Source organism: Stenotrophomonas sp. P5_A9 (genome assembly GCF_056400525.1).
Window position 1 is genome coordinate 61,102 of the sequence record NZ_JBFULC010000041.1, and the last position, 7,371, is coordinate 68,472.

8 protein-coding genes are annotated in these 7,371 nt (G+C 69.3%); 6 read left to right on the forward strand and 2 right to left on the reverse strand.

The genetic code is table 11. The features are described from left to right. Positions 1-56 precede the first annotated feature (56 nt). Positions 57-1,673 carry a propionate catabolism operon regulatory protein PrpR gene (gene prpR, locus AC1DR7_RS13810; protein ID WP_478051383.1) on the forward strand — a complete coding sequence of 539 codons (1,617 nt, stop codon included), beginning with the start codon at positions 57-59 and terminating at the stop codon, positions 1,671-1,673. 15 nt (positions 1,674-1,688) lie between these two features. Here the strand turns inward: prpR and pdxH are convergent, their stop codons facing one another. Beyond that, positions 1,689-2,288 (reverse strand): pyridoxamine 5'-phosphate oxidase, encoded by a 600-nt coding sequence (pdxH, locus tag AC1DR7_RS13815; protein ID WP_457321389.1) that lies wholly within the window; start codon positions 2,286-2,288, stop codon positions 1,689-1,691. Positions 2,289-2,329: 41 nt separating this feature from the next. Here pdxH and AC1DR7_RS13820 point away from each other — a divergent pair, with 41 nt between their 5' ends. Next, the gene (locus AC1DR7_RS13820; protein ID WP_457321387.1) at positions 2,330-3,157 is read left to right on the forward strand and encodes a kinase; all 828 of its coding nucleotides are present in this window, start codon (positions 2,330-2,332) and stop codon (positions 3,155-3,157) included. A gap of 27 nt (positions 3,158-3,184) precedes the next feature. Here the strand turns inward: AC1DR7_RS13820 and AC1DR7_RS13825 are convergent, their stop codons facing one another. Further along, positions 3,185-3,388 carry a dodecin family protein gene (locus AC1DR7_RS13825; protein ID WP_121038908.1) on the reverse strand — a complete coding sequence of 68 codons (204 nt, stop codon included), beginning with the start codon at positions 3,386-3,388 and terminating at the stop codon, positions 3,185-3,187. A gap of 95 nt (positions 3,389-3,483) precedes the next feature. Here AC1DR7_RS13825 and AC1DR7_RS13830 point away from each other — a divergent pair, with 95 nt between their 5' ends. The 4 genes from AC1DR7_RS13830 to hemE all read left to right on the forward strand — a co-directional run bounded on the left by AC1DR7_RS13830 (position 3,484) and on the right by hemE (position 6,593). After that, complete coding sequence (locus AC1DR7_RS13830) at positions 3,484-4,026, forward strand: shikimate kinase (protein WP_478052260.1); 543 nt, start codon at positions 3,484-3,486, stop codon at positions 4,024-4,026. Continuing rightward, entirely contained in the window at positions 4,023-5,132 is a 1,110-nt protein-coding gene (gene aroB / locus AC1DR7_RS13835; RefSeq protein WP_478052259.1) for a 3-dehydroquinate synthase, read from the forward strand. Before AC1DR7_RS13830 ends, aroB begins: the two co-directional genes overlap by 4 nt. A 73-nt stretch (positions 5,133-5,205) precedes the next feature. Continuing rightward, complete coding sequence (locus AC1DR7_RS13840; protein ID WP_256775802.1) at positions 5,206-5,457, forward strand: WGR domain-containing protein; 252 nt, start codon at positions 5,206-5,208, stop codon at positions 5,455-5,457. 62 nt (positions 5,458-5,519) lie between these two features. Further along, a complete protein-coding gene (gene hemE, locus AC1DR7_RS13845; protein WP_457321288.1) occupies positions 5,520-6,593 on the forward strand; it encodes a uroporphyrinogen decarboxylase in 1,074 nt (357 codons plus the stop codon). The last annotated feature ends 778 nt before the right edge of the window (positions 6,594-7,371 follow it).

A 7,371-nucleotide genomic window follows, 5' to 3' on the forward strand; every position in this document is an offset into this window, starting at 1 on the left:
CCGCAGCATTGAAACAGATGTAACATGGCTGGAACTGAAACATTGAAACATCCCCCATGTCGATCAGCCTGCCCCGCCACCGTTCGCGCCTGCCCGATCCCGACCCCGGCGCCCTGCCGGTGATCTGGACAGTAAGTGTGTCGCGCCTGACCGGCCTTCTCGGTGATGTGATCCCCGAGTTCGACCGCCGCGCGCGCATCGTGCCGATCAACCTCGGTTTCGAGGAGGCCGTGGATGTCATCGGCCAGCGCCTGCGTCGCGAGCACTGCGAAGTGGTGATCGCCGGCGGCTCGAACGCGGCCTACCTGCGCAGCCGGCTGGAGGTGCCGCTGGTACCGATCCAGGCCAACGGCTTCGACCTGATGGAAGCGCTGGCGCGCGCGCGCCGGATCGCCCCGCGGATCGGGCTGGTGACCCATGCCACCGACGTACCTACCTTCGGCAGCTTCCAGCACAGCTTCGGGCTGGATATCGAACACCGTCGCTTCGTCACCCGCGAGGATGCCCGCGACTGCATCGCCGACCTGCGCGCCAACGGCATCGAAGTGATCGTCGGCACCGGCATGGCCATCGACTACGCCGAACAGGTCGGCCTGCCCGGCGTCTTGCTGTACTCGGCCGATTCGGTGCGCCAGGCCTTCGAACACGCATTGGAGCTGACCCAGACCCTGGCCCGTTCCGGCGCCAGCGCGCCGCGCCGACGCGGTCCCATCAAGCGCCCGCACAGCGACCACGCCCTGCTCGGCGACAGCGCTCCCATGCGGCAGGTGCGCGAGCGCATCGCGCTGTACGCCCCGCACGACAGTACCGTGCTGGTAACCGGTGCAACCGGCACCGGCAAGGAGCTGGTCGCCCGCCAGCTGCACGCCGGCAGCGGCCGACGCGGGCGCTTGGTGGCGCTCAACTGCGGGGCGATCAGCGAATCGCTGCTGGAAGCAGAACTGTTCGGCTACAACGAAGGCGCCTTCACCGGCGCGCGCCGCGGTGGCCGCGTCGGCCTGGTGGAGGCGGCCGATGGCGGCACGCTGTTCCTGGATGAAATCGGCGAATTGCCGCTGCCGCTGCAGACCCGCCTGCTGCGCGTGCTGGAAGAACGCGAGGTGCTGCGGGTGGGCGCGACCGAACCCACGCCGGTGGACGTGCGTGTGATCGCCGCGACCCTGCAGACGCTGGAATCGCTGGTGGAGGCGCAGCGTTTCCGCCGCGATCTGTATTACCGGCTGGCCGCGCTGCGGATCGCACTGCCGTCCCTGCACGAACGGCGCGAGGATGTGCCGCTGCTGGTGGCGCACTTCTTCCGGCTGCTCGGCGCGATGGACACCCCACTCACCCCCGATGCCCTGCAGCGGCTTGGCCAGTACCCCTGGCCGGGCAACGTGCGCGAACTGCGCAACATGATCGACCGGCTGCGCATCCATTGGCAGCAGGGGCACGGTGAACTGTCGATGGCACAGATGCTGGCGTGGCTTCCCGAACTGAACGGCAGCGCGGCGTCTTCAACCCCCTCGCCCACGGCGCCGAGCCGGGGCACGCCCGGCACGGCCCGGCCGGACGCGGCCACCCTGCAGCGTCTGCTCACCGCCTGCGGCGGCAACCGTGAAAAGGTCGCCGAGCAACTGGGGGTCTCCCGTACCACGCTGTGGCGATGGCTGCGCCAGCTCGCGCCGGCGTAGCGTTGCGATCGGCCCTTACGGGAACAACATCCGCTTGCTCCACTGCCCGTCCGCATCCGCTTCATAGCACCAGCGCTCATGCAGGCGGAACTGCGCGCCGTACCAGAACTCGATCCGCTGCGGCACCACGCGCAGTCCACTCCAGCCCTCCGGGCGCGGCACGTCGCGACCCTCGAAGCTGGCCTCCGTGGTGGCCACGCGCGCGTCGAATTCCTCGCGCGAGGACAGCGTTTGCGACTGCAGCGAGGCCCACGCACCGATCTGGCTCATGCGCGGACGCGAGGCGAAATACGTATCGGCTTCGGCATCCTCCACCTGCTCCACGCGCCCCTCGATGCGCACCTGGATGCCGGCCTCGCGCAGGCTGCGCCACAGGAACAGCAGTGCCGCATGCGGATTGGCACGCAGTTCGCGGCCCTTGTGGCTGTCCAGGTGCGTGTAGAACACGAAGCCGCGTGCGTCGAAGGCCTTGAGCAGCACGGTGCGCGCCGACGGCTGGCCAATGCTGTCGGCGGTCGCCACGGTCATCGCGTTGGGTTCGATTTCCGCGCTGCCCTTGGCTTCCTCGAACAGCGCGGCGAAGGTGGACAGCGCTTGGGTATACAGATCGGTCATGGTTGGTTTCTTGCCACCTGATTTGGGTTTATTGTCACCGCATGCCTGCCGCCGCGTACATGCCCAGCAACAAAGGCTTTCCGCAAGCCCTGGTCGCGCAGGCGCTGGAGGACGCGCTGGGCGCCGGCGTCGAGGTCCCAGTATTGGCGATCAGCGGCCTGCAGGGCAGCGGCAAATCGACGCTGGCCGCGCAGGTCGTGGCCCTGGCGGAAGCCCGCGGTCTGCGGGCGGCCATGTTCTCCATCGACGATGTCTACCTGACCCGCGCCCAGCGCCAGCGCCTGGCCCGCGAGGTGCACCCGCTGCTGCTCACTCGCGGGCCGCCGGGCACCCACGATCTGCCGCTGGCGCATGCCACCTTCGACGCCATCGCCGCGCGCCAGCCGGTAGTGCTGCCGCGCTTCGACAAACTGGCCGACGAACGCGTCGCATGGTCACTGTGGCCGCGCGTGGACGGCCCACTGGACCTGCTGGTCTTCGAAGGCTGGTTCCTCGGCACGCCGGCCCAGACCGAGGCCGAACTGATGCCGCCGCTGAACGCCCTGGAACGCGACGCGGACCCGGACGGACGCTGGCGCCACTGGTGCAACCAGGCCCTGGCCGCGGACTACCCCGCGCTGTGGCAGCGCTGCGACCGCCTGTGGTTCCTGCAGCCGCCGGACTTTGCGGTGATCCCGCGCTGGCGCTGGCAGCAGGAACAGAGCATGCAGGCCGCCCAACCCGAGCGCAGCAGCATGAGCCGCGCGCAGCTGGAACGCTTCGTGCAGTACTACGAACGGGTCAGCCGGCAGGCACTGCGCACCCTGCCCGCTCTGGCCGACCGGGTCATCGCGCTGGACGAGCAGCGTCGCATCGTGTCCCCGGCCTGATCGCCGGGCGGGAACCCCGGCGCCCGATCAGCCCACCAGGAAGGTCACCCGCAGATTGACCCGCCACTCGGTGATGTTGCCCTCGCCATCGGTCACGACCTTGGTTTCATTGATCCAGGCGCCCTGGATACCCTTGACCGTCTCGGAGACCTTCTTCAGGCCACTGCGCACGGCGTCCTCGACGCTGGTCTTGGAGGAGGCATTGATCTCGATGATTTTGGCCACTGACATGGGCACGCTCCGGCAACGCGCGGGACATTCCGCGCTCCCCACGATGGGGGCCTGCGCGTAAAGGCCGTGGCACGGAGATGTTAGGATCGCGGGTAATGAATCCCGCCCCGAACCTGATCCTGATCGGCCCGATGGGCGCCGGCAAAACCTGCATCGGGCGTCGCCTGGCCGAGCGCTTCACGCTGGACTTCGTCGACGCCGACCAGGCCATCGTCGATGCCGCCGGCGCCAGCATCGCGACCATCTTCGAGCACTCCGGCGAAGCCGGCTTCCGCCAGCACGAACGCCAGGTGCTGCAGACGCTGCTGGCCGGGCGCAACCAGCTGGTCTCCACCGGCGGTGGCGCGGTGCTGGATGCCGGCAATCGCCAGACCATCGCCGCGCACGGCTTCGTGGTGTACCTGCGGGTCAGCGTGCCGGCCCAGCTGGAACGGCTGGCGCGCGACCGCACCCGTCCCCTGCTGCAGCGTCCGGACCGCGAACAGGTCCTGCACGAGATGGCCGCGCTGCGCGACCCGCTCTACCGCGAGCTGGCCGACCTCACCCTGGACACCGACCTTTACACCCCCGCCGAGGCCACCGCGCAGCTGGTACTGCGCCTGGCCGCGCAATGGCAGCGACAGGAAACACCCGCATGACCCCCGCCCCCCGCACCGTCGCCGTTGGCGGCGACACCCCCTACACCATCCACATCGGCCCCAACCTGCTGGGCCAGGGCGCGCTGCTCGCCCAGCACGTGCGCGGCCGCCATGTGCTGCTGCTCAGCGATTCGTCGGTGGCGCCGCTCTACCTGGCCGGGGTGAATTCGGCCCTGCTCGACGCACGCCCGGACCTGCTGATCGGCGAAATGGTGCTGCCGGCCGGCGAAGCCTCCAAGACCCTGGCCAACTTCGGCGCGGCGATCACCGCCCTGGCGTCACTCGGCGCCACCCGCGATGCCTGCGTCATGGCGCTCGGTGGCGGCGTGGCGGGCGACCTGGCCGGCTTTGCCGCCGCCTGCTGGATGCGCGGAGTGGACTGCGTGCAGTTGCCGACCTCGTTGCTGGCGATGGTCGATTCCTCGGTCGGCGGCAAGACCGCCGTGGACATTCCCGAAGGCAAAAACCTGGTCGGCGCGTTCCACCCGCCGCGCGCGGTGATCGCCGACACTGCGGCCCTGCGCACCCTGCCGCCGCGCGAACTGCGCGCCGGGCTGGCCGAAGTGATCAAGTACGGCGCCATCGGCGATCCGCTGTTCTTCCGCTGGCTGCAGGCCGAACACGCCGCGCTGCTGGCCGGCGATGACGCCGCGTTGGCCCAGGCGATCGCGCGCAGTTGCGAACACAAGGCCGAGATCGTCGCCCGCGATCCACTGGAAAAGGGCGAACGCGCCCTGCTCAACCTCGGCCACACCTTCGGCCATGCCATCGAAACCGAACAGGGCTAYGGCGCGCCCGGCAACGACAACCTCAACCATGGCGAAGCAGTCGCGGTAGGCATGGTGCTCGCTGCTCGCCTGTCCGCCCGGCTGGGCATGAGCAGCGAGGCCGACACCGACCAGCTGCGCGACCTGCTGCTGCGCTACGAACTGCCGGTGGAAATTCCCGCCGGTCTGGCGCCCGACGCGCTGCTGGCACGCATGCGCCTGGACAAGAAGAACCTCGCCGGTCGGCTGCGCCTGGTGCTGTGGCGCGGCATCGGCCACGCCGAAGTGGTGGCCGACGTCGACGAAGCCGACGTCCTGTCCGTGCTGGCCACCGGCTGAGCCTGCGACCGTTCGCCGCAGGCACGGCGGGCCAGCACGGCCCGTCCCCGCGTTCGCGGCTACAATCGCGGTCATGCGTGTCTTCCTGCAGCAACACCCCAGCGCCACCGAACCGGCGCGCTATCTCCAGCTGACCCTGCAACCGGATCTGTTCGGCGGCTGGGAACTGCTGCGTGAATCGGGCCTGGTCGGCGGTCGCGCGCAGCTGCGCCGCGAGCTGTTCCTGCAGGCTGAGCCGGCCCACCGCGCGTTCGAGAAGGCGCGCGATGCCCAGCTCCAGCGCGGCTACCAGATCACCTACACCAGTGGCGTCACGCCGCGCTGAGCGCCGCAGCCCGTCGCTCCATCACCCCGGCCCTGCGCCACCAGATTCCAAGGAAGCGTTGCATGACCAGCCCCTCCCGCCACGATCGCCTGCTGCGCGCCCTGCGCCGCGAACCGGTGGACTGCACCCCCGTCTGGCTGATGCGCCAGGCCGGCCGCTACCTGCCCGAATACCGCGCCACCCGCGCCAAGGCCGGCAGCTTCCTGGCCATGGCCAAGAACCCGGACATCGCCTGCGAAGTCACCCTGCAGCCGCTGCGTCGTTTCGACCTGGACGCGGCGATCCTGTTCTCCGACATCCTCACCATTCCCGATGCGATGGGTCTGGAGCTGTACTTCGTCGACGGCGAAGGCCCCAAGTTCCGCCACCCCGTGCGCGACGCTGCCGCCATCGCCAAGCTGGCCGTGCCGGACATGGAAACCGAGCTGCGCTACGTGATGGATGCAGTGCGCGTGATCCGCCGCGAGCTGGACGGCAAGGTGCCGCTGATCGGCTTCTCCGGCAGCCCGTGGACGCTGGCCTGCTACATGGTCGAAGGCGGCGGCAGCAAGGACTTCGCCCGCATCAAGGCCATGGCCCTGAACGAACCGGCCGCCCTGCACCAGCTGCTCTCGGTGGTCACCGACGCGGTCATCGCCTACCTCGCCGCCCAACGTGCCGCCGGCGCCCAGGTGCTGCAGGTCTTCGACACCTGGGGCGGCGTGCTCAGCCCCGGCATGTACCGTGAATTCTCGCTGCGCTACCTCACCCGCATCGCCCAGGAACTCGAACGCGGCCAGGGCGACCAGCGCACGCCGCTGATCCTGTTCGGCAAGGGCACCGGCCTGCATTTGGGCGCACTGGCCGACACCGGCGCCGACGCCCTCGGCGTGGACTGGACCCTCGATCTGTCCGACGCGCTCGCCCGCACCGGCGGCCGCGTCGCCCTGCAAGGCAACCTGGACCCCGCCACCCTGTACGGCAACCCCGCGGCCATCGAACGCGCCGCCGCTCGGGTGCTCGACAGCTACGCCGACGGCAACGGCGGCTCCCGCGAAGGCCACGTATTCAACCTGGGCCACGGCATGTCCCCGGACATGAACCCCGAACACGTAGGCGTGCTGGTCGAGGCCGTGCACCGGTTGAGCAAGCGCTGATTGGTCTGCGCGGAGGGCAGCCGACCAACGGTCGGCTCTACCCCCAACCACCGCGCCGCCGGCCGTCACACCCAACCGCCCCACCGCGACGGTCACGCCCAACGACATCCCAACCGGCGGTCACATCAAGCCACCGCGCAACCGGCGGTCACGCCCAAGCACACCGCAACCGCCGGTCACACCCAACGACCCCGCCACCGGTAGAGCCACCCCATGGGTGGCTACACGTAGAGCCGGAAAGAACAGCAGCCACGCGAGCCCGTGTATCGGTTGATGTAAGCGTTGATCGATCGGCGCCGAAGGCAGCCGACCAACGGTCGGCTCTACCCCGCACCATCCCACAATCACACCCAACCACCTCGAAACCGGCGGTCACGCCCAACCATCCCGCAACCGGCTGGGCCACCCGATGAGTGGTGACCAGCAGCACCAAAAGAACAGCGGCCACGCATGGCGTGGCTCAACCGCTGTTGCCATGCACACCGACAGAGTATCGGGGCTGGCGTGGGTGGGTTGGCGGGACACGCCGTAAATCCTCCCTGGAGGCTCGTGGGCGCCATCCATGGCGCCCAACGGTCCCGCCAACCCACCCACGCCAGCCCCGATACTCTGTCGGTGTGCATGGCAACAGCGGTTGAGCCACGCCATGCGTGGCCGCTGTTCTTTTGGTGCTGCTGGTCACCACTCATCGGGTGGCCCAGCCGGTTGCGGGATGGTTGGGCGTGACCGCCGGTTTCGAGGTGGTTGGGTGTGATTGTGGGATGGTGCGGGGTAGAGC

Excerpts from the sequence above, each read along its gene's own strand:
- AC1DR7_RS13830 (WP_478052260.1), top strand. The coding sequence starts at position 3,484 with ATGAATCCCGCCCCGAACCTGATCCTGATCGGCCCGATGGGCGCCGGC.
- AC1DR7_RS13840 (WP_256775802.1), top strand. The coding sequence starts at position 5,206 with ATGCGTGTCTTCCTGCAGCAACACCCCAGCGCCACCGAACCGGCGCGC.
- hemE (WP_457321288.1), top strand. The coding sequence starts at position 5,520 with ATGACCAGCCCCTCCCGCCACGATCGCCTGCTGCGCGCCCTGCGCCGC.
- pdxH (WP_457321389.1), bottom strand. The coding sequence starts at position 2,288 with ATGACCGATCTGTATACCCAAGCGCTGTCCACCTTCGCCGCGCTGTTC.
- prpR (WP_478051383.1), top strand. The coding sequence starts at position 57 with ATGTCGATCAGCCTGCCCCGCCACCGTTCGCGCCTGCCCGATCCCGAC.
- AC1DR7_RS13825 (WP_121038908.1), bottom strand. The coding sequence starts at position 3,388 with ATGTCAGTGGCCAAAATCATCGAGATCAATGCCTCCTCCAAGACCAGC.
- AC1DR7_RS13820 (WP_457321387.1), top strand. The coding sequence starts at position 2,330 with ATGCCTGCCGCCGCGTACATGCCCAGCAACAAAGGCTTTCCGCAAGCC.